Genomic DNA, 20978 nt, shown 5'->3' with positions numbered 1-20978 from the left:
CGCCACATGGGCTTCAGCCAGCGGGGAGATCCCCGCACCAAGAACCCCGCAGAACAATGGAGTGACTGTGAAAAGGACACCACTGAAGGCCCTGGCAGCATTGACTGTCACCGCGGCCGCAGCAGCGATGATGTTGACCGCCTGTGGCGGCGGCTCAGGCACCAGCAGCGACAACGGCACCGTGGATGGCAAGGGGAAGACCCTTGATGTTCTGGTCGGTGTGAACACCGCATATCCCGAACAGCAGAAGACCTGGATGGCAGATATCGACGCCAAGTTCAAGGCGCAGACCGGCGCCGACCTCAAGTTCGAGACCTTCGCCAGCGCCAATGATGAGCTGACCAAGATCCAGACCTCGGTCGTGGCCAACGAAGGGCCCGACGTCTACGGCCTCGGCACCACCTTCACCCCCACGGCTTACTCCACCGGCGCTTTCGTCAAAATGGGAGATGCCGAATGGGCCAAGGTGGGCGGCAAGGATCGCTTCAACCCGGCAGCCCTGGGCATCTCCGGCCCGGACGACAAGAACCAGATCGGCATTCCGTTCAGCAGCCGCCCCTTCGTCATGGCGTACAACACGGAGCTCTTCAAGGCCGCAGGCCTGGACAAGCCAGCCAGCACCTGGGACGGTCTGCTGGACCAGGCCAAGAAGCTCACCGGAAACGGCAACTACGGCATGGCCGTCGGCTACAAGGACAACTTCGACCCGTGGAAGTTCGTCTGGGCCATGTCCGCCGAGGCTGGCAACCCGCTGGTGAGCGGCAACAAGGTCAGCCTGGATGACCCCGCCGTGACCAAGGCCTACCAGACCTACTTCGGCTGGCTGAGCAAGGACAAGGTCGTCGACCCCGCCGCCATCGGCTGGACCAACAGCCAGGCCATGGCTGCCTTCGGCCAGGGCAAGACGGGCATCTTCCCGATCACCACGGCCACTGCCATGAACTCCCTGGACAAGTCCGCCATCGCGGGCAAGTACGCTTTCGCACTGATGCCGACTGTGGCTCCGGGACAGGCCTCGCGTCCCTCCAACGGTGTGGAAGCTGCCAGCATCCTCTCCGGTGACAACCTGGTGGTGGCCGATTACTCCAAGAACAAGGATCTGGCCTTCGCCTACGTCAAGCTTGTCACCTCCAAGGATGAGCAGTTGAACTACAACAAGATCTTCGGTGACCTGCCCGCCAACGCAGAGGGACTCAAATCGATCTCCAACCCGCTGCTGGCCCCGGTGACCGATGCCGCGACCAAGTCGCACGCCACTCCCTTCACCGGTGCCTGGAGCGACATCCAGCTCGCCCTGACCAACGTCGTCGTCCAGTCTCTGCCGGAACTCTCCAGCGGCGGAGTCAGCGATTCCGCACTGGCAGGCCGACTCAAAGATGCGCAGACCAAGTCGCAGGCATCTCAGGACCGGGCGGGGAAAAGCTAGACCATGACCACCACAGAAGGCACCAGACAGAGCCTTGTCCGCGGTTCCGGTCCGGTCAAGAAAAATGTGGAGCTGAGCCGGCGCAACCGGCCGTTGTGGATGCTCATTCCCGGTGGAGTGTTGATGTTCGTCATCATCATCGTGCCGTTGCTGCTGGGCATTTACATCGCCATGCTCAACCTTGACCAGTACACCCTGCGGAAGTGGATCAGCGCCCCGTTCGTCGGCCTCGGCAACTTCGTGGAGGCTCTCACCTCCACCCCGCTGCTGCACGCCATCTGGATCAGCGTCTCGTACTCCGTTCTGGCCATGATCATCACCGTGCCCCTGGGCGTGGCGGCGGCTCTGGCCACCCAGAACAAGTTCCCGGGCCGGGCGCTGGTCCGGTCGATCATCCTGATTCCCTACGTGCTGCCCGCCTTCGTGGTGGCCACGGTCTGGCGCACCATGTTCCAGCCGGACGGAATCGTGGACAAGGTCCTTGCCGTGGTGGGAATCCACCCCGGCCTGTGGCTCAATGGGCCGAACAGCTACTGGACGCTGATCCTGGTACAGATCTGGGCCACTTGGCCGTTCATCTACATCATGACCCTCACCGGCCTGCAGTCTGTGGACCATGAGGTGCATGAAGCTGCGTCTCTGGATGGTGCCCTGTGGTGGCGCAAACTGCGCTATGTGGTTTTCCCCTACCTGCGTGGCCCGCTGTCGCTGGCCATCCTGGTCGGCATGCTGCACAACATCAATAACTTCACCCTGCCGTTCGTACTCTTTGGTATTCCCGCTCCCAGCGACGTCGAGGTCCTTCCGGCCCTGACCTACACCATGAGCTTCCAGAGCTTCCGGTTTGGGCTGAGTGCCGCCATGGCCCTGATGTCCCTGATCCTCATCCTGATCCCGCTGCTCGCCTATCTGCGCGTGGTGAAGCTCGATGACGGCGGCGACCAGCCCGGAAAGCCCAGGAAAGCCCGTAACCGGCGGGTCCGCTCGGCAGTCGCCGGCCAGAACGTCGTCGGCCAGAATCAGGAGGCATCGGTATGAGCGCCACCTCAGTCAGCCACCGTTCTGCGGTGCGGGACACCGCCTCGGAGGTACCCAGTCGGAAGAACGTCCGTCAGCAGGAGGTCCTGCGGCTTCTGCCACGCCCCCTGCTGATCGTCATCATCGCGGTGCTCTGTGCCGCTGTGCTGCTTCCGCTGCTCTACATCTTCCTGGCCTCGCTGAACAACGATTCCTCGATTGCCAGGGGCGATTTCTGGCCTGAGTCCTGGACTCTGGAGAACTACAGCAAGATCTGGGTCAACGTCGGCCTGGCCAATGGCCTGATCAACAGTGTTCTGGTGGCCGGTTGCACCGCGGTGGTGTCCGCGGCCATGTCCGTGGGCACCGCCTATGTGCTGGTCCGGTACACCTTCGTCGGCCGGATCACCATTCTGCGTGGCCTGCTGGGCCTGCAGTCGGTTCCGGGCACGCTCATGCTGCTGCCGGTGTTCGTGGTCTTTTCCTCGGCCAAAACCTATCTGGGCATCACGGTGATCGGTACCCAGTGGGGATTGTTCCTGACCTATCTGACCTTCGCCCTGCCGTTCTCCACCTGGGTCATGGTGACCTACCTGCGCGGCCTGCCGCGTGAGCTGGAAGAAGCGGCGCGGATCGACGGGGCCAGCAACCTGGGCGTGCTGTTCAAGATCATCGTCCCGTTGTCCTGGCCCGGCATCGTGGTCTCGGGGATTTTCGCCTTCCTGCTGGGCTGGAACGATGTGCTCTTCGCCTCGGTGATGACGCGCCCGGACAGCCAGACGGCAGCCGTTGCACTGCAACTCTTCGGAGCGTCCACCGAGGGTGGTGCCATCCCGTACTACGGCCAGATGATGGCCTCCGCCCTGGTCTGTGCGGCGCCCGTCGTGATTCTTTATCTGATATTCCAACGCTATCTAGTGGGCGGTCTGACCGCCGGAGGAGTGAAGTAAGTGAGCTGGGTACTTTCAGGATTCGGGGACGAAATAGACCAGGATCCGCATGTCCAGGTGGCCGTACTCCAGGCACTGGGAGCACGCTACATCGAGGTACGCAGCGCCTGGGGGGTGAATATCGTCTCGCTCTCCGCGGAGCAACTCGCGGACCTCAAAGCGGTGCTGGATGTGCGCGGCATGAGTGTTTCAGCCATCGCCTCACCGATCGGCAAGGTCTCAGTGGATCTGCCCGTGGAACATGAGCTCAACCGCCTGGATGCGGCGATCAACGCCGCCAAGGTGCTGGGAACTCAGTACATCCGGATCTTTTCCTTCTACTACGAGGGCGATGCCGCCGCGGTGCGTGACGCCGTGATCGAACGGATGCGCGCACTCGCCGCCCGCGCCGAAGAGGCCGGAGTGGTGCTGCTGCACGAGAACGAGAAGGACATCTTCGGCGACATTCCGTCCCGCGTGCTGGACATCATCCAGAGCGTCGATTCACCGGCGCTGCGCGTGGCCTGGGATGCCGCGAACTTTGTGCAGGTCGGCGTCCGGCCGTTCACCGAGGCCTACGAGATGCTGCGCCCCTACCTGGACTACGTGCAGGTCAAGGACGCCCGCCTGGCCGACGCCCAGGTGACTCCGGCGGGCGAGGGAGACGGCCAGCTGGCCGACACCGTCCGCGCGCTCCGGGATTCCGGCTACGAGGGATTCGCCTCGCTGGAACCACACCTCGCCGATGCTTTCGCCACCGGAGGCTTCTCCGGCCCGGCAGCGTTCGGCGTCGCCGCACGGGCCTTCGCCCGCGTTCTCGCCGACGAAGGGCTGGCCACCGCATGAGTACCGAACAGACTCGGCAGAAGATCCGCGTCGCCATTGTCGGCTGTGGTGCGATCGGTCGCACCCACGCCGCCGTGGTGCTGGAACAGCCCGAGCTGGAGTTGACCGCACTGGTCGATCCGATCGTTCCGGCCCGCGAGGCCCTCACCGAGTGGATTGGCGGGCGGGCCGGTGAGCTGGCGCACTATTCCTCCATCGCGGAGGCGCTAGCCGCCAGCGAGCCGTCAGGCGAGCGTGTCGCCGATCTCTTTGTGCTGGCTACGCCCAGTGGCCTGCACATCTCCGGCGCCCTCGAGGTGCTGGCGGCCGGTAAGCATGTGGTGATCGAAAAGCCGCTCGACGTGGACCTCCGCCAGGCGCAGCAGATCGAAGCGGCTGCCCTGGCGGCCGAAGCCAAGGGGCAGCTGGCCACCGTGATCAGCCAGCACCGTTTCGATCCGGCCAGCCAGGCCGTGGCAGACGCCGTGGCCGCCGGCAGTTTCGGAACCCTGACCTCCGCGATCGCCTCGATCGCCTGGTGGCGCTCCCAGTCTTACTACGATTCCGGTGACTGGCGTGGCACCTGGGCCATGGATGGCGGCGGGGCCCTGATGAACCAGGGCGTGCACACCGTGGATCTGCTGCTCTGGTTCCTCGGCAAACCGGTGTCCATCACGGCCCATGCCGGACTGCTGGCCCACCGCGACATTGAGGTGGAAGACACCGCAGCCGCAGTGATCAGCTTTGAATCAGGTGCCCTGGCCGTTCTGCATGCTACGACGGCGGCGTACCCGGGCCTGAGCGCCTCGGTGCAGCTGATGGGTTCGCTCGGCTCCGCCCGGATCGACAACGACCGCCTGGTCTACTTCCACGCCTCCGCGGAGCAGTCCGAGGACGCCCGGATGGGGCTTCAGGGTGGCGGAAACCAGGCGGAGGAGGCGCTGGCCGGCTATGCCGAGGAGGCACCGGAGGTCGCCGATCCGACGGTATACCCCGTGGGTCACGCCCGTCAGTACCGGAACGTGATCACTGCCCTGCAGACCGGTGCCGTGCCCGGCGTCCGGGTCAGCGACGCCGTCAACGCCCTGGCCTGTGTTCGCGCCGTCTACATCTCCGCAACCCTGGGTCGCAGCGTGCTCTTTGACGATGTGTTGGCCGGAAAATACGACGATGTGGTGGTCTCGGTTCCGGGAGCCTCCGTTCCTGACGCCGTTTCTTCGGATGAGGCCGCCTCAGATCAGGAGGTCAGCGCATGAAGTTCTCCGTCTTCACCGCATCCACCCCCGACTGGACCCCTGAGCAGGCGGTCACCGAACTGGCCCGCCAGGGCTGGGACGGCATCGAATGGCGGGTCACCGACCAGTCGCCCGCTCCCGAGGGCGAAGGCCCCGGTTTCTGGGCCGGGAATCTGGCCAGCATCCCGCTGGCCGGGCTTGAGGCCGAAGTGCCACGGCTGCGCGCCCTGGGCGAGGCGGCCGGGCTGGAGGTTTCCGGCATCGGCGGCTACGTCCCATGCACCCAGCACGAGGATGTTGAGCGCATGCTGGCCGCCACCGCTGCCTGGGGTGCCTCGCAGGTCCGCGTGGTGGTTCCCGCACTGGGAACGGTGTCCTGGAACGGGCGTCCGGCCAGCGGCATCGCGCAGCCGGAGCTGTTTGAGCAGGCGCGCAAGGACTTCCAGTGGGTGGCCGGCCGGGCCAAGGAGCACGGCGTGAAGGCTCTGGTGGAGTTGCACCACAACACGCTGACGGCATCGGCCTCCTCCGCGATGCGCCTGCTGGACGGACTGGACCCGGAGCAGGTAGGCGTGATCCATGACCTGGGCAACCTGCAGATTGAAGGCTATGAGGATCACCTGGCAGCCTTCCAGCTGCTCGGGCCCTATCTGGCCCATGTGCATGTGAAAAATGGTGTGTGGGTGCGCGATGACGCCCCGTCGGCTTCGGCGGAGGCTTTGGGGGAGAGCGACCCCTTCGCCACCGCAGCCTGGCACCATGAGTGGGCACCGATCAATGAGGGCATCCACTCCGTGGTGGAGTACCTGCGCACCCTGCGTGAGTTTGGCTATGACGGCTGGGTCACCCTGGAGGACTTCTCCACCGTGCTGCCGTTGGCCGAGCGCACGGCGTTCAACCTGGAATACATGCGGCGGGCCTGGGAGGCAGCCCAGTGAGCACGTCATCTGATGCTCCCGTGGCCTCCGGCTCCATCGCCCTGGACTCCATCGCCCTGGACCCGGACCGCCTTTTCCCGGCGGATCCTGCGGTCCGGGCGGTGGCCCGGGAGCTGCACGCGCTGGTGGAGCAGCTGCCCATCCTGTCCCCGCACGGCCACGTTGCCGCCTCCATGCTGCTGGAGAACCAACCGTTCGGTGACCCCGCAGAGTTGTTGATCAGCCCGGATCACTATGTGACCCGGCTGATCCACTCCTCCGGGGTCTCGCTGGCTGATCTGGGCGTCGGGACCGCCTCCGGGGCTGATTCCCGGGAGGTATGGCGCCGCTTCTGTGCAGCCTGGCCGCTGTTTGACGGAACGGCCTCCGGGTACTGGCTGCGCTCCGAATTCGTCAGCGTCTTCGGCCTGGACGACTCCGCGATCTCCGAGCAGAACGCGGACGCGCTCTACGACCAGCTGACCGGCATTCTGGCTCAGGAATCGTTCCGGCCGCGCGCCTTGCTGGAATCCTTCAACATCGAGGTGCTCGCCACCACGGATGATCCGCTGGATACCCTCCAGGCACATGCCGAACTGGCCGCCGACCCCTCCTTTGCCGGGCGAGTGCTGCCGACCTTCCGCCCCGATGCCTATATCAACGCCCATGCCGCAGGGTTTGCGGACCGGGTGGAGCGGCTCGTGGCAGAGGCCGGCGAGGGCTCCGTGGGGTACCGCGGATACCTGCGTGCCCTGGAAAACCGGCGTCGGTACTTCATTGAGCACGGCGCCGTCTCCGCCGATCACGGCGTCCGCACCCCGCTGACCCTGAAGCTGGGCGAGAAGGAAGCGGAATCGCTGTTCGAGGCGGCCATCCGTGGCGGTCTCTCTGCGGCGGACCGGGATGCCTTCGAAGGGCACATGATCTACCAGATGGCCAGGATGTGCGTGGAAGACGGGCTGACCATGACCCTGCATCCGGGCTCCTTCCGCAACCATCACGGGCCGTCCTTCGCGCAGTATGGCGCGGATACGGGGCACGACATCCCCTTCGCCATCGGCTACACCGAGGGCTTGCGGCAGCTGCTCAACGACTTTGGCGATGCCGGGGCCGGGACCGACAACCCCTTCCATCTGGCGCTGTTCACGCTCGATGAGACGGTGTTCTCCCGGGAACTGGCACCGCTGGCCGGGTTCTACCCCTCCGTGTTCATCGGCGCTCCCTGGTGGTTCCTGGATGCCCCGGATGCCATGCTGCGCTTCCGGGCGGCGGTCACCGAGACCGCCGGGTTCTCGCGGAGCTCCGGCTTTGTCGATGACACCCGCGCCTTCTGCTCCATCCCGGCCCGTCATGACGCCTCCCGACGCGTGGAAGCGGCTTTTCTGGCTCGCCTGGTGACGGAACGCCGGGTCACGGCGGAGCGTGCCGCACAGATCATCGTGGATCTGGTGGATGGTGCTCCCCGACGGGTCTTCAAACTGTGAGCGCCACGGAGGAGTCATCCACCCGATTGAACCGGCCCGCGATCCAGCTGCCGGAGCCGCCGGTGCGGATGGTGCATCTGGGCCTCGGTGCCTTTCACCGGGCCCACCAGCTCTGGTATACCCAGCACGCGTCCGATGCCGAAGCCTGGGGGGTGGCGGCGTTCACCATGCGCAGCCCCGCTGCGGCGGAGGTGCTGGAACCGCAGGAGGGTCTGTTCACCCTCATCGAGCGCGGGCCGGAGACGGATAGCTTTGAGGTGATCTGGCCGCTCGTCGAGGTGGGTGACGGGTCCAGTGCGGCAGGCCTGGAGCGCCTGGTGGAGCTGATCGCTGCGCCGGAGACCGCCATCGTGAGCCTGACCGTGACCGAAGCCGGGTACGCGCCGGATGCCCCGGCCTTGCGGGCGCTACGCCGCGGCCTGGAAGCCAGGTTTGCTGCGGGCGCCGGCCCGCTGGCCGTGATGCCCTGTGACAATCTCAGCGGCAATGGCCAGCTGGCCCGCAAGGCCGTCACTACGGGTGTGGAAGCCGGGTTTGCGGACTGGCTGGAGCGCTCGGTCAGCTTTGTCTCCACCTCGGTGGACCGCATCACGCCGCGGACGACGGCCGCCGAGCTGGCTGATGTGGAGGCGGCCACTGGATGGTTCGATGCCGCCCCGGTGGTCTGTGAGCCTTACCGCAGTTGGATTCTGGAGGGCGATTTCCCGGCCGGAAGACCCCAGTGGGAGAGCGTCGGTGCGCGCTTTGTTACCGAGCTGGCTCCCTGGGAACAGCGCAAACTCTGGATGCTCAATGGGGCGCACACCCTGTTGGCCAACGCCGGACGGCTTCGCGGTCACAGCACCGTGGCGCAAGCGGTAGCGGACCCGGAACTTCTTGCCGCGGTGCGGGATTTCTGGGTCGAGGCTGCCGCCCACCTGCCGGAGGACGTGGAGGCGGAAAGCTACGGAGAGGACCTGCTGGCTCGCTTCGGCAATGCCCGCATTGAACATCTGCTGGCTCAGATCGCTCAGGACTCGGTGGCCAAGCTACGGGTGCGGGCCTTGCCGTTGTGGCGGGCCGAGCGCGCCGCCGGCCGCTCTGGGCGGGGCGCACTGCGCCTCGTGGAGGCCTGGGTGGAGGCTCTGCTCGCGGGACTGCGTAGTCCCGATGCGGAGGATGCCGCCCTGGATGCGGCGCTGCAGAGCGCGGATCCCCGTCAGGAACTGCTCCGGGTGCTCGATGGCGAGCTTGCGGATGCTCTGACTGACTCGCCATCGGTTGACTCGTCAACCTCGACTGCTCATATCGAATCTGTAAAGGACCCATCATGAAAATCGTCGCTGCCGACGTTATTGTCACCAGTCCGTCACGCAATTTCGTGACACTCAAAATCACCACCGATGAGGGTCTGACCGGCATCGGCGATGCGACCCTCAACGGTCGGGAACTCGCCGTTGCGAGTTATCTGAGCGAGCATGTCTGCCAGCTGCTGATCGGCCGCGACCCGCAGCGGATCGAGGACACCTGGCAGTTCCTCTACCGCAGCGCCTACTGGCGTCGCGGCCCGGTCACCATGGCCGCCATCGCCGCCGTGGATATGGCCCTGTGGGACATCAAGGGCAAGGCCGCCGGAATGCCGGTGTACCAACTGCTCGGTGGAGCTTCCCGGATGGGTCTGCGCACTTACGGCCATGCCTCGGGCCGGGACCTGCCGGAGCTGTTCGATTCGGTGCGGGAGAACCTGGAGGAAGGGCACACCTCGGTGCGCATCCAGAGTGCGATTCCGGGGCTCAAGGCGATTTACGGCATCGCCGCCCAGGAGCAGTCCTCGGGGGAGCGCTACGACTATGAGCCGGCTGGCCGTGGAGCGTTTCCGGCGGAGGAGGACTGGGACACCCGTGCGTACCTGAAACACCTGCCCACCGTTTTCGAAGCTGTCCGCAACGAGTTCGGCCCGGACCTTCCGCTGCTCCACGACGGCCACCACCGGATGACCCCTATCCAGGCCGCCAGGCTGGGCAAGTCGCTGGAGCCCTACGATCTGTTCTGGCTGGAAGACTGCACCCCGGCAGAGAACCAGGAGGCGCTGCGGCTGGTCCGTCAGCACACCACCACCCCGCTGGCCATCGGGGAAATCTTCAACACGGTGTGGGACTTCCAGGCGCTCATCAAGGAGCAGCTCATTGACTACGTCCGGGCTGCGTCCACGCACTTTGGCGGTATTTCACCGCTGAAGAAGGTCATGGATTACGCGGCGCAGTACCAGATCAAGTCCGGTTTCCACGGGCCCACCGATATCTCCCCGGTCGGCTTTGCTGCGCAGTGTCATGTGGGGCTCGCGATCCACAACTATGGCATTCAGGAGTTCATGCTGCATTCCGAGGCCACCAACACGGTCTTCGAGCAGACGCTGAGCTTCACCGGGGGCCTGATCCGTCTGGATCCGGAGGCTCCCGGCCTGGGTGTGACGCTGAACGAGGAGGCTGCGGCCGCCTACCCGTACCAGCAGGCGTACCTGCCCTACAACCGGCTTGCCGACGGGACCGTGCACGACTGGTAAACCCGCAACCCCTCAAGCCGCGTCGAGTGTCGAGATAGTGCTGGAAAACCGCGGGTTTCCAGCACTATCTCGACACTCGACGCCGGTTGGGTCCGGCTCAGCGGGCGATTCCGGTGGCCAGCCCGGGAGCGGACAGTTCCCTCGCCGCTCGAGCCACAGCCCGCCCGTCGGCACCCACATGTTCAAGTGCCAGCAGGCCCGCCCCGAGGATGGGAGGTGCCGTCACCAGCTCAATATGGGCCAGAGGAGCCCGTCCGGCGAGCGCACGTTCGATGCCGCCGATCAGGCCGGGATGGGAGGCAGCAAGCACGCTGCCGCCCAGCACCACGGGTACCGATCGGTCCAGTAGGTCCAGGCGCCGCAGCGAGGTCACTGCCATGGTGGCGATCTCCTCAGCCTGCCGGTCCACCACCGAAGCGGCAATCGGATCGCCCGACTCCGCTGCCTCAAAGAGCAGCGGTGCCAGCCCGGTCACCGTCCGCGCTGGCACGTGCCCGAAGTGCAGGGACTGCACCAGCTCACCGACCGACGACGCCGAGCAATGCCTCAACACCAGCTCGCGCAGAGCGGTCTGCGGACCCCGTCCGTCTTCTGCCCGGACGGCATGCCAGAGGACTTCGGCGCCGAGGTCCCCGCCGCCGCCCCAGTCCCCGGAGACTCTGCCCAGGGAAGCGAACCGTGAGGTGGCGCCGTCGGCCCTGACTCCCACCGCATTGATGCCGGTGCCACAGACCACGGCTACGGCATCCGGAGCACTGGTCCCGGCCCGCAGCAGTGCAAACAGGTCAACGTCCACCACAGAGGCATCGCTGAGCCAGGATTGTGCGGCGGCAGCACGGCGGAAAGTGGCGATCTCCGCCGGAAGGTCCATGCCAGCTAGGTACACGCTGCTTCCCAGCAGGGTCACCGGTGCCCTGGTCAGGGCCCGCTCCACCAGCCCATCAAGCACTACCACCGATTCCCGGACTCCGATGACCTGCGGGTTGGTGCCCGTGCCCCGTTCGCGGGCCAGTAACGCGCCCTCCAGGGAGAGCACGACGACGTCAGTCTTGGACCCTCCGCCATCGATCGCGAGGACCCCGGAGGTGGCGGTCAGGTCTCCCTGCTGGGAAACGTCGTGGGTCGTTGCAGCCCTCACCGTGCCCACGCCAGGTGATCCCGGTTTGCCGCGAGGAGAAGGTCCGCCAGCTTCTCGGCCCGGTCGAACTGACCGACCAGAGGGTGCGCCAGCAGAGCCCGTACCACCCGGTCCCTGCCGTCCGCGGGCGTGGAGTAGAGGGCGGCATCGAGCGCCAGGCGCTCGTAACGGGCCACACCGGATATCAGGCCAGCCATCTCTTCCGGGATCTCACCCACCGGCTGAATCTGGAGACCCTGGGCACCGATGCGGGCGGGAACCTCGATCACCTGGTCATCGGGGAGAAACGGCATCGCGCCGTTATTGCGAAGATTGACCACCTGGACATCGCCACGATCGCTGATCAGAGAAGCCATCAGATCCACCGCTGCTTCCGAGTAGTACGCTCCACCCCGGGAGGCGAGTTCCTCCGGCTTGGTCACCACCGTTGGGTCTGCATACTTTTCCAGCAGGGCTGCCTCCACCGCCATCACGGCCTCCGCCCGGGTCCCTTCGCGGAGTTGCTCCGCCAATACCTCGTCGTGGGCATAGAAATAGCGCAGGTAATAGGAGGGTACGGCCCCCTGCAGAGTCAGCAGCGATCCTGGCAGGTGCACCTGATCGGCAAGCTCCTGCAGACGATCGGTCAGCAGCCTGGGGAGGACGTCCTCGCCATCGACCAGCACGCCGCGTTCCCAGCTCAGATGGTTCAGACCCAGATGTGCCAGGGACACCGACGAAGAGTCGACTCCCAGCATCTGCGCAAATTTGCGCTGGAATCCGATGGCGACATTGCACAGGCCCACCGCACGGTGGCCAGCTTCTAACAGCGCCCGGGTGACAATGCCCACCGGGTTAGTGAAGTCAACGATCCAGGCATCCGGCCGGGCATGTTTCCTGACCGCCTCGGCCACCCTGAGCACCGCGGGAACCGTGCGCAGGGCCTTGGCAAGGCCGCCCGGGCCTGTGGTTTCCTGGCCGATGCAGCATGCCTCATGCGGCCAGGTCTCATCACCCTGACGCGCCCGCTGCCCGCCAATGCGCAACTGGATCAGGACCACATCGGCATCCGCCACACCCGCCTCCAGATCCGAGGTGGTGTGGATGCGACCTGGGTGTCCGGCATGGTCAAGAATGCGCTGCGAGATTCCGCCAACCAGCTTCAGCCTGTCCTGGGCTGGATCCACAAGCCACAGTTCGCTGATGTCCAGGACTGAGCGGAGTCGGGAAATCCCATCCACCAGCTCGGGGGTGTAGGTGGAACCTCCGCCGACAACAGTGACTTTCACGATGAACTAACCTTTCACGCCGGAGAATTTGATGCCCTCGATGAACTGTTTCTGGGCGAAGAAGAACAAAATGATCAGGGGGAGCATCACCAGCACGGTTGCCGCCATGGTGAGATTCCACTGCACCTGGTGCACGCCGCGGAACGACGCCAGGCCCAGGGACAGGGTCCAGTTGCTCTGGTTCTCGCCGGTGTAGAGCAGCGGGCCGAAGTAGTCATTCCAGGTGTTCAGGAAGCTGAAAAGCGCGGCTGCGGCGATGCCGGGTTTTGCCATCGGCAGGATTACCCGGAACAGGATGCCCAGCTCCGACGCTCCATCTACCCGTGCAGAGTCCGAGTAGCTCTGGGGGATGGTGATCAGGAACTGGCGCAGCAGAAAGATGCTGAAGGCGTCACCGAACAGGTTCGGCAGAATCAGCGGCCACAGCGTGCCAGTCAGACCCATTTTGGCCCAGAGCACATACATCGGCACGGCAATCACCTGTGGAGGAAGCAGCATCGCGACGATCACCAGATAGAACATGGCATTCCGACCTCTCCACTTCATCCGCGAGAGTGCATAGGCCACCGGAACGCTTGAAAGGAGCATCAGGAGCGTCGCCAGACCGGCATAGAGCAGCGAGTTGCCGAAATAGCTCAGCATGGGTGCCTGCTGGAACACCGAGACGAAGTTCTCCCAGTGCCAAGAGGCGGGCCAGAGATCCTTGGTCAGGGCCTGTTGGTCACTCATCAGGGCGGTGAGCAGGATGAACAGGATGGGCCCGATGAAGGCCAGAGCCAGCACGATGGCGATCGCGTGCGTACCGACCCAGGCAAGAACCTTTTGCCCCCGACGGCTGGCACGTCGCGGTGCTGCCTGTGTTCCTCTGGCGGACACGGTGGTCATAGCCATCTCATTCCTCCTCGCCGATGCCAGCGGAGCGCATCCGCCGCACCAGAATTACTGTGAACAGTGCACTGACCAGAAACAGGGCAATGGCCATGGCTGAGGCGTAGCCCATGTGGAACTGATGGAAGCCCTGTTCGTAGAGCCACATGGGAAAGGTCATGGTGGAGTTGTCCGGGTAGCCGATGGACAGGGATGATCCCGCTACCTGGGAGCTTCCGGAGGCAACCGAACCGGCCACCACGGCTTCGGTGAAGAACTGCAGACCGACGATGATCGAATTGACCACCGCGAAGGTCAGCACCGGGGCGATGGACGGTAGCGTGATGTGCCTGAATTGCTTCCACGGTCCAGCGCCATCGAGCCCGGCCGCCTCATATAACTCCGTTGGCACGTCCAGCAAAGAGGCGAGCAGAATCACCATGACCGTCCCGGAGGTCCATAGTGCCATGACGGTCAGTGCGGGCTTCGCGAAGGCCGGGTCGTTGAACCAGAGCGGACCCTGGATGCCAATAAGGCTCAGGAACTGGTTGAGCGGGCCCGTGGAGGGGTTGAGGATAAAGACGAAAGCCAAAGCTGCCGCCACCGGTGGAGCCAGCGCAGGCAGGTAGAACACGGTGCGGAAGAGCCCTGAACCTCGTTTGATCTTGGTCAGCACGATGGCGGTGATCAGCCCGAAACCCACCCGGCCCACCGTGATGGCAATGGTCAGCCAGACAGTGTTGCCGATCGCCTTCCACATCAGCGGGTCTCGGGTGAACATGTAGACGAAATTGTTGAATCCGGCCCAGGTCGGATCGTTGATCAGATCGAAGTTCGTCAGCGAATAGTAGGCAGTGGTGAGCAACGGGTAGAGGAAGAAGACGGTGAGGCCGATGATCCAGGGTGCCATGAATGCCAACACCACCAGACGCCGTTTCGCTCGGTTGCCGTTGATTTTTTTGCCACTGGCCTTTGCGGCGCGGGGCCCGCTGTCCGGAGAATGCCCTCTGGCATCCGCGCGCTGCGGCGCGGGTGCCAGACCGGTTGAGGTGGTGCTCATAGTCAGTGCCCCAGTGTGGAGAGATTGTCGATTTGCGTATCGACGTCCTTGAGACCTGCCGCCAGGTCAGAGGCACCACCGGAGACGTATTTCAGGGCGAAATCCTGCGCCACCTTGAGATAGGCGCCCCCGTTGTTGGAGGAGGGGTTGTTCTGCAGCTTGCCACCCTTGAACAGATCCAGGAACGTCTGGAACTGTGGGGTGACTTTCAGGTTGGGTGAAGCTGCGGAATCTACGGTTGTCGGCACGTTTTTGAGGGAGTTTGTCAGATCGACCAGGGCGTCGGTATTGGTGCTGAGGTACTTGACCAGCTCCCAGGCGGCACCGGCGTTTTTAGCGCCCTTGGGAATGCCGATGATCGTGCCTGTGGTGTAGGCGGTGCCATACAGCTCCGGGTGATCATCGGACACCGGGAAGGGCGCCGTCGCGTAGTTCAGGTCCGGCGCTTCGGCATCGATGAAGGCCGTGCGGAATTCTCCGTCTACCATCATGGCCGTTTTTCCGGTTTCGAAGTTGTTGTCGGCGGAGTATTCCTGGCCTGCGGCAGCGGTGAACTGGGTGAGTTTTCCTGCGCCGTAAAACGAGGTGAGGTCTTTCTGCCAGTTGAGCATGGTGGACCAGGCGGGGTTGGTGGACAACGCCGATTTTCCGTCATTGGTGCGCCATACGGCGCCGAACTGAGGGGCCAGAGTCTGGATGGTGTTTTCGTAGAAGCCGGGGGTGGGCACAAAGCCGGCAACCTTGATGCTGCCATCGGGGTTGAACTGCGTGAGCTTCTTGGCATCTGCGGCGAGCTCGCTCATGGTCTTCGGCGGTGAGCTGATTCCGGCGGCTTCAAACATTTTCTTGTTGTAGTAGAGGCCGTAGACGTCGGCCAGCATCGGCATCGCGCACCGGTTCCCCTGGAATGAGGTGTAGTCGCGGGTGGCCTGGGGGATCTGATTCAGATCAACCTTGTCCCGGTCCAGATAGGGCTGCAAATTCTGGAACGAACCGGAGGTGCAGAACTGGCCGATGTTATCGGTAGTGAAGGAGATGGCAACGTCCGGGGAATTCCCGCCACGGATCGCCTGGGTGATTTTGTCGTCGTCCTGGCTGCCTTCACTTTTAACCGTGATGTTGGGGTGAAGCTGGTGGAATTTGTCCAGCACGGCATTGACCGCGGTCAGCTCGCGGCCAGCAAACTTGCTCCAGACAGTGATGGTCACTTTCTCATCGGATGAGGGTGCCGCAGCAGCCTGACTGGAGGAGGCGGTGCCGATGCCGCCACAGGCAGTCAGTGCCAGCGAACTGACCAAGGTCACGGTCATTGCTGAGATCATGGCCGAACGGGTGGTGCGTGGGGATAGACGTAAGCGACGCAATATTCCTCCTGAGGTCAGCCCGCCAATGGCGGGGCATATGGGTGTAAGCCATCGCCGTATCACCCGATCAGCCAGTGGCTGTGGTGATACGTGAGGCGGTGTGTGATGACGCTGTTGGCGACTGACCGGAAGGTCAGCTGGTCAGAATGGAGCCCGTTTCGAAGGCTTTTTCACGCGCACGTTTGAGTGCCAGAGAAGTGGCGCCGGCCAGAACATCGCCGGCAGAGTCCGACAGGGCGCTCACCCGGGCGATTGAGTCCGGGGGAGAGGATGTTACCTCACCGAATTTGCTCCGTACCAGATCAGCCAGTCGTTGCCCTCCCGCTACGCCGATGCTTCCGCCCAGCAGTAGCAACTCAGGATCCAGCACGGTGACGATGGCGGCCAGACCGGTCGCGATCCGCACGGCGAGATCGTCGAGGAACCCTGCAAATGCGGGATGGTCCTCTTCCCGGCAGGCCTGCGCCACCAACGCCGATGGTTCCAGGGGTGGCAGGCCATACGCCTGGCTGAGCGCCGAAATTGCGGCTGGGCTCAGCAGATTGCCAAACTTTTCACCGCGTCGGTCCCCGCCCGTTTCTGCCACGGCCCGATCCGGAACCGGTAGATAGTCGATTTCCCCGGCGCCCCCTGTCAGACCGCGGAACAGCTCCCGGCGAAGAACGATTGCCGCGCCCAGTCCGGCATCGATCCAGATCAGGGCAAAATTCTCCACCTCGGCTGCCAGACCGCCGTCGAGCTCGGCCAGCGCCATGAGGTTCACGTCGTTTTCCACGGTGGCGGGAAGACCGAGCTCCGTCTCCAGGGCCGCGAGCAGATCGTATCCACTCCAGGCTGGCATATGGGGGGCAAAACGAAGCAGCCCACTACGCGGGTCAAGGGCACCCGGCAGACCAATCACGGCATGAAGGATCTGATCGGCGGAGATGGCGGCCAGTTCGCAGGCGGTGCGCAAGGCTTCCCGGACAGCGGCGCTGGCCGATGGGTCCTCGGCGCGCTCGCAGCTGGCCACCACGGTCCCGGACAGGTCGGTGATGGTGACCTGAATGGATCCGGGAGTCACGTTCACGCCTGCGGCAAAACCGACCTCGGGACGGACGCCCCACAATTGGGCTTTTGGCCCGGGGCCGCCTGAGCGCATCCCCAGTTTGTGGACCAGGCCAGCGGATTCGAGGCGGTTGAGCAGTTCCGCTGTGGCTGGTTTGGAGAGCCCAGTCAGCTCCTCAAGCTCTGAGCGGGAGACTTCCCCGGCACGCAGAATATGACTGAGCGCAGCGCGGTCGTTGAGGACCCGGAGCTTGCTGAGACCGGTGGTCATCTGGGAGCTCTCCTGAGAAGTAATCGTCTGGAAACTTACCTATCGATTGCTTCACTATACATGGATTGTGATCTGCGCAACAGAGTGGGGAGTGGATCTTTCTGGGGTGACGTCGGGCAGAGTGCCTTCCGGTGGCCAGCCTGGGAGTCAGGTCCCCGGATGCGGCTGCAGGGCCAACTGCACCGACCCGCGCTGCCCGTTCTCTGGCAGAGTCACCTCTTCGAGGGTGAGTTCGCCATAACCAGGGACGGTGAGACTCTGATGAAGCTGAAGGGTTACCGCCTCGTCACCTGATCTGGGGCGCAGAAGCAGGCGAGCGCTCGGGATGCCCTGCGGCTCGCCGACGGCGATGATGCCGATAGTCAGGGCGCCCAGGGTTGGCTGTGACGCCTGGTCGGCTGTGATTCGCAAGGGTTCGCTCATCTGTTGCTGCTCCTGCACTCGATGGTCGTTCAGGGGGAACCAGGTCACTTGTCCATGGAGGATATTTCGCTGAAGTTGTCCTTGTACTGTTGCTCAGTCAACCAGACGTCACCCCAGCGCTGGTTTCCGGTGTCGATGTCTTTCTGGTTGAGTTGGCCGCCGTTCGGTCCCCAGGGGTTGAGCAGGTGAATCATGCGTTCATTTTTCCCGGTCTGAGGGTTCACATGATCGGTGATGGTGTCCACGATGTATTCGTGTCCTGGCACGATGTGCGGATCATCGGTGGTGTCCTCCCAGAACCAGTGGAACTCATCGGGATCGCGTTCCGTTCCCGCGGTCACGGGACCCCTGGTGAGCTTTTCCTGGATCTTATCGAAATTGAGTTCGCCATCACGGTGTGTAGTTTTGCCGGTGATGGCCTGGAACGCCTCGTCGCCGTACCCGCCATCAAGGTCCTTGTAGTTTCCACCCCAGTATTCGGCAGCTGCTTTCTCATAGATCGAGAGCCAGTTGTCATGGCCGGAGGCGTCCTTGGCTCCCTGCTCCGGCACGGTAGGTTCAACCTGGATGTAAACGGGATTCCCGTCCTTGTACATTTTCACGGTCCAGGTCCCATCAGGATTGCGCCACAGATGGTCACGGATCCATTGTGGATCCTTGGCTGCGACGGCTGCCGCTCCGGCGAGGAACCAGCAATCGCCCACCTGACCCTGCTTGATGTTGGTTGGCGAGAGTGCTTGGGCGTCGGTGGGAATCGTGTCCGGCAACGGTTTGTACTTGCCCATGCCGTCCGGCAAACCCGGATTCCCTGGCCTGTCGCTGTTGCCGCCGCTTCTCGGCGTAGTGTTGCCGCCGCCATCGACCGCACTGGCTTTTTCCTGCTCTTCCGCGTTCCGCTGCAGAATCGTGGCAACACTCAAGAGGCCGGTGCTCGCCTGGCTGAGCTGGGTGACGTGTCGGGAGGTCCATACCGATCGGAATTGTGCCGCGTCCGGCCCATGCCACCGTGCGGTTGTCAGCACCGAAGACAGGGTGGTGATCGCTGTGGAAATCTGCTCCGAGCTGGTCTGTGCAGTGTGGGCAAAGTCCCTCAGATCCTGAGGGTTCGCTCCCAGAAAGTCGCTCATGCTAAGTCTCCACTGTGAGTCGGCCATGTATGTGACTAGGCTACTCGAGGAGGTTCAAGGTACCTATGGGGAGAAGTCCCCATAGGTACACGGCACGTCAACGTCCAGACTGATGATGGATCACCCTGACGGAGGAGGCTGCAGTGAAGCGAATTGCCGCGCTATCGGTGGCAGTCCTGCTGGCGGTGAGCGCTGCACTCGCCGCCTGTGGCACGCCTGGGCGAAGTCTGGCCGATGCGCGGAAGGACTATGGGCAGCTGGCGCAGGAGCTGGCGGTAGCCTTGTCTCCTGATCTCTGGCCGGGCTGGAGTTCCGCTCCCGGTGCGGACGATGCGCCGATCCGCGGTGATGCTGGGTGTCATTCCCGTCTTGGCCAACTCCGTTCGGACACGGCAAAACCGCTGGCTCCACACACCTGGACGGATGTCCATACCGCTCTTAACCGCGTCCTCTCCGCACACGGCCTTCCGGACGTTTCTGAGGAGCAGCTCAAGGGCGGGTATGTGGGAGCGCACTCGGTGAGCAGTTCTGGTGTGACCGTCCGGATTTTCACCAAGGACGTGGCCGAAATCTGGGTACTCGCCACTCTGAACCCGTCCGAGTGCACCAGGTGAACGACGGTCGGTAGGCTTCTCCCATGACCGCCCCTGTTGCCGCCGCCGCCCCGGCTGCTCAACGGCTGATCCTGTGGATCGCCATCCTCGCGTCCTTTGTTGCTTTTCTGGATGGCAGCGTCATCAACGTGGCTTTGCCAGCGATCTCTCACGAGTTCGGCGGCGGACTGACCACCCAGCAGTGGGTGGTCGATGCCTACCTCATTGCCCTGGGCGCCCTGATCCTGCTGGCCGGATCACTCTCGGACCTCCTCGGACGAATCCTCATCCTCCGCATCGGCCTGGTGGGGTTCGGTGTGACCTCGCTGGCCTGCGCCTTCGCGCCTACCGCTGAGGTCCTCATCCTCAGCCGAGGCCTTCAGGGTGCCGCTGCGGCCCTGCTGGTGCCGAGTTCGCTCGCACTGATCACCGCCAGCTTCAGCGGACCTGCCCGGGCCAGGGCCATCGGCCAGTGGACCGCCGGCACCACGGTGGCCTTCATTGCCGGACCGGTTCTCGGCGGAGTCCTGGTGGACACCATCGGTTGGCGGGCGGTCTTCGGCATCAACGTGGTCCCCATCGCGGTGACGCTCTATCTGCTGGCGCTCCTGAAACAGCGGGACAGCAGAGCTCAGGGCGTGCGGATCGACTATGCCGGGGCCGTGCTGTGTGTGCTGGGTCTGGGCGGGCCGGTCTATGCCCTGATCGAACAGGGGACCCAGGGGTGGGCGAGCCCCGGCATCTGGGTGCCACTGGTGGTCGGCATCGTCTGTCTGGCGGGCTTTCTCTGGCGGCAGGCAACAGCAGAACAACCGCTCATGCCCCTGAGCCTCTTCGCTGTGCGGAACTTTGGCATCGGAAATATTGCCACGACCTTCATCTATGCTGCGTTGTCCATCGGCGGGCTCATCGTCGTCCTGTTTCTTCAGCAGGTCGCGGGATTTCCGGCGACGCTGGCCGCCATGGCCACCTTGCCGATCAGCATCCTGAATATTGTGCTGTCCAGCTGGTTCGGCGCGCTCGCCGGGCGCTTCGGCCCGCGCTGGTTCATGGCGCTGGGGCCGGTTGTCTGCGCTGCAGGGTATCTCCTGATGCTCACCTCGGACCTGCCAGTCAACTACTGGATTCAGTTCCTTCCGGGCATTGTGCTCTTCGGCATCGGGCTCTCAGTGACCGTTGCGCCACTGACCGCCGCCATTCTCGGATCTGTCTCGGAGCAGCAATCCGGTATCGGATCGGCAGTGAACAATGCCGTTGCCCGCATCGCTGGCCTGGTGGGCATTGCCGTTCTGGGGCTGATCGTCGGCCCGGCACTGGATCTGAGTGGTTTTCACCGCGTGTTGATTGCCACGGCGGTGTTGCTGGCGCTGGGCGGCCTGGTCTCGGCGATCGGCATCCAGAACCCCGAGGCTGCCCGTCCGGCGGCCAGTCGATAAACTTCTTCC

19 protein-coding genes are annotated in these 20978 nt (G+C 64.0%); 11 read left to right on the top strand and 8 right to left on the bottom strand.

From position 1 onward, the window contains the following. Positions 1-127: 127 nt before the first annotated feature. From QQM37_RS05565 to manD, 9 genes are read left to right on the top strand one after another with little or no spacing between them, the layout of a single operon-like run. Positions 128-1426 (top strand): ABC transporter substrate-binding protein, encoded by a 1299-nt coding sequence (locus tag QQM37_RS05565; RefSeq protein ID WP_285725744.1) that lies wholly within the window; start codon positions 128-130, stop codon positions 1424-1426. Positions 1427-1429: 3 nt separating this feature from the next. After that, positions 1430-2464, top strand: a complete 1035-nt coding sequence (locus QQM37_RS05560) for a carbohydrate ABC transporter permease (RefSeq protein ID WP_285725597.1) — start codon at positions 1430-1432, stop codon at positions 2462-2464. Then, a complete protein-coding gene (locus QQM37_RS05555; RefSeq protein WP_285725596.1) occupies positions 2461-3393 on the top strand; it encodes a carbohydrate ABC transporter permease in 933 nt (310 codons plus the stop codon). The genes QQM37_RS05560 and QQM37_RS05555 overlap by 4 nt, the downstream gene beginning before the upstream one ends. After that, positions 3394-4218: a sugar phosphate isomerase/epimerase family protein gene (locus tag QQM37_RS05550; protein WP_285725595.1), complete on the top strand. Its 825-nt coding sequence runs from the start codon at positions 3394-3396 to the stop codon at positions 4216-4218. After that, positions 4215-5453: a Gfo/Idh/MocA family protein gene (locus QQM37_RS05545; RefSeq protein ID WP_285725593.1), complete on the top strand. Its 1239-nt coding sequence runs from the start codon at positions 4215-4217 to the stop codon at positions 5451-5453. The genes QQM37_RS05550 and QQM37_RS05545 overlap by 4 nt, the downstream gene beginning before the upstream one ends. Then, a complete protein-coding gene (locus tag QQM37_RS05540) occupies positions 5450-6370 on the top strand; it encodes a sugar phosphate isomerase/epimerase family protein (RefSeq protein WP_285725592.1) in 921 nt (306 codons plus the stop codon). The genes QQM37_RS05545 and QQM37_RS05540 overlap by 4 nt, the downstream gene beginning before the upstream one ends. Beyond that, the gene (uxaC, locus tag QQM37_RS05535; RefSeq protein WP_285725591.1) at positions 6367-7833 is read left to right on the top strand and encodes a glucuronate isomerase; all 1467 of its coding nucleotides are present in this window, start codon (positions 6367-6369) and stop codon (positions 7831-7833) included. The genes QQM37_RS05540 and uxaC overlap by 4 nt, the downstream gene beginning before the upstream one ends. A gap of 26 nt (positions 7834-7859) precedes the next feature. Beyond that, a complete protein-coding gene (locus QQM37_RS05530; RefSeq protein ID WP_285725590.1) occupies positions 7860-9146 on the top strand; it encodes a mannitol dehydrogenase family protein in 1287 nt (428 codons plus the stop codon). Continuing rightward, a complete protein-coding gene (gene manD / locus QQM37_RS05525; RefSeq protein ID WP_285725589.1) occupies positions 9143-10375 on the top strand; it encodes a D-mannonate dehydratase ManD in 1233 nt (410 codons plus the stop codon). Before QQM37_RS05530 ends, manD begins: the two co-directional genes overlap by 4 nt. Positions 10376-10472: 97 nt before the next feature. Here manD and QQM37_RS05520 read toward each other — a convergent pair whose 3' ends face one another. The 8 genes from QQM37_RS05520 to QQM37_RS05485 form a co-directional block, all read right to left on the bottom strand. Continuing rightward, positions 10473-11513, bottom strand: a complete 1041-nt coding sequence (locus QQM37_RS05520; RefSeq protein ID WP_285725588.1) for an N-acetylglucosamine kinase — start codon at positions 11511-11513, stop codon at positions 10473-10475. Beyond that, the gene (locus tag QQM37_RS05515; protein ID WP_285725587.1) at positions 11510-12781 is read right to left on the bottom strand and encodes a family 4 glycosyl hydrolase; all 1272 of its coding nucleotides are present in this window, start codon (positions 12779-12781) and stop codon (positions 11510-11512) included. Before QQM37_RS05515 ends, QQM37_RS05520 begins: the two co-directional genes overlap by 4 nt. Positions 12782-12787: 6 nt before the next feature. After that, a complete protein-coding gene (locus QQM37_RS05510; protein WP_285725586.1) occupies positions 12788-13672 on the bottom strand; it encodes a carbohydrate ABC transporter permease in 885 nt (294 codons plus the stop codon). A 1-nt stretch (position 13673) separates the two neighbouring features. After that, positions 13674-14708: a carbohydrate ABC transporter permease gene (locus tag QQM37_RS05505; RefSeq protein ID WP_285725585.1), complete on the bottom strand. Its 1035-nt coding sequence runs from the start codon at positions 14706-14708 to the stop codon at positions 13674-13676. Positions 14709-14710: 2 nt separating this feature from the next. Then, on the bottom strand, positions 14711-16018 hold the full coding sequence (locus QQM37_RS05500) for an ABC transporter substrate-binding protein (RefSeq protein ID WP_285725584.1): 1308 nt from the start codon (positions 16016-16018) through the stop codon (positions 14711-14713). Between the two features lie 187 nt (positions 16019-16205). Then, entirely contained in the window at positions 16206-17390 is a 1185-nt protein-coding gene (locus tag QQM37_RS05495) for an ROK family transcriptional regulator (RefSeq protein WP_285725583.1), read from the bottom strand. Positions 17391-17537: 147 nt separating this feature from the next. Beyond that, positions 17538-17813 carry a hypothetical protein gene (locus tag QQM37_RS05490; protein WP_285725582.1) on the bottom strand — a complete coding sequence of 92 codons (276 nt, stop codon included), beginning with the start codon at positions 17811-17813 and terminating at the stop codon, positions 17538-17540. A 44-nt stretch (positions 17814-17857) separates the two neighbouring features. After that, entirely contained in the window at positions 17858-18940 is a 1083-nt protein-coding gene (locus tag QQM37_RS05485) for a C2 family cysteine protease (RefSeq protein ID WP_285725581.1), read from the bottom strand. A 143-nt stretch (positions 18941-19083) separates the two neighbouring features. On the opposite strand from QQM37_RS05485, the gene QQM37_RS05480 reads away from it, so the two are divergent. Together QQM37_RS05480 and QQM37_RS05475 are read left to right on the top strand one after the other, a co-directional pair. After that, positions 19084-19554, top strand: coding sequence for a hypothetical protein (locus QQM37_RS05480; RefSeq protein ID WP_285725580.1), 471 nt, complete (start codon positions 19084-19086; stop codon positions 19552-19554). A 23-nt stretch (positions 19555-19577) separates the two neighbouring features. Next, positions 19578-20969 carry an MFS transporter gene (locus QQM37_RS05475; RefSeq protein WP_285725579.1) on the top strand — a complete coding sequence of 464 codons (1392 nt, stop codon included), beginning with the start codon at positions 19578-19580 and terminating at the stop codon, positions 20967-20969. Positions 20970-20978 lie beyond the last annotated feature (9 nt).

Origin of the sequence: Psychromicrobium xiongbiense, assembly GCF_030271165.1 — a bacterium.
Classification (GTDB): domain Bacteria; phylum Actinomycetota; class Actinomycetes; order Actinomycetales; family Micrococcaceae; genus Renibacterium; species Renibacterium xiongbiense.
Note: the sequence above shows the minus strand (reverse complement) of the source record. Positions and strands in the feature narration are given on the sequence as shown.